General features: G+C 55.7%; 1 protein-coding gene. It reads right to left on the reverse strand.

Annotated elements, in window-relative coordinates; translation table 11 throughout:
• Positions 1 to 539 precede the first annotated feature (539 nt).
• Positions 540 to 1,185, reverse strand: a 646-nt coding sequence (locus C0V97_RS17675) for an SDR family oxidoreductase (protein WP_127103737.1), incomplete at its 5' end; no start/stop codon positions are given.

Consider the following 1,185-nt stretch of genomic DNA (forward strand, 5'->3'; position numbering starts at 1 on the left):
TGTGAGCTGCMCGGGCCCATCATAGGCCACACCGCCACTTTGATAGACAGTCACGCCACGGTCATTGAGAACGGCAGACCACGTACCGGTAATTTTTGTCGCCATTCTCAGAATCCTTCGATGCTCTGAATGCGCATTGACGCCATAACCGCGACGGCAGGGCGTGAGATCGCGACGATTTATTCAATAATAATCGCGAATACTTCCAAAGCGCAGAATTCGTGGCGAAAGGAGACACAACGACCGGGGATACGCTCTCCCTGACCTTTGACGTCATCCTCTCGCTTTCTTGAGCATGACTTACCAACATGGTTCCGAAACGACAAACGTTATATAATGAGGAATTATGTCAAAAACGGCTGGGCCGGGCGATATCGCGTTTAACGTTAGGTCAACGCAACGATGCGGGGCCGCGTCGAGTTTTCTATCTCGCCTGTCCCATTCCGTGAACAGACGACATGCCATCACGCTCCCAAAAAAAATACCCGATACGCCTCATTACGCATCGGGCATGTTTCGGACTTGAGAGATCCGCAGGGCTAAAGCTGCGGCATGCCGCCATGCACAGGGAGGAGCGCACCTGTTGTGTAGCTGTTATTTGGATCAGCCAGGTAGACATAGGCGCCAGCCAGTTCGGCGGGCTGACCCGGACGGCCCATCGGCGCCTGAGATCCAAAATCCTTGTGCTGCTCGGGTGGCATGCCGGTTGCGATGAACGGGGTCCAGATCGGGCCTGGAAGCACTGCATTCACCCTTATGCCCTTTTCCACGAGACTCCCGGCGAGCCCGACCGTGAAATTGGCGATGGCAGCCTTGGTCATGGAATAGGGAATAAGAATGGGCATTGGCGTACGCGTATTGACCGACGACGTATTGATGATCGATGCGCCCGGCTTGAGATGCGGCAATGCGGCCTTGGTCAGGTAGAACATGGCGTGGACATTGGTATCGAAGTGACGACGCCATTCCTCGTCCTCGATTTCGAGGAAGTTCTCCCGCGGATTCTGGAAGGCTGCGTTATTGACCAGGATATCCAGCCCGCCAAACGCCTCGACCGTCTCACTAACCAGCTTCTCGCACACAGGTTTTTCGCGAATATCGCCCGGCAGAAGCAGACAGCGCGCGCCGGCCTTCTCGACCGAGGCCGCGATATCCTGTGCATCGGTCTGCTCGGCCTCGAGATAA

It is taken from the genome of Asaia sp. W19, from assembly GCF_003994335.1.
Taxonomy (GTDB): Bacteria; Pseudomonadota; Alphaproteobacteria; order Acetobacterales; family Acetobacteraceae; genus Asaia.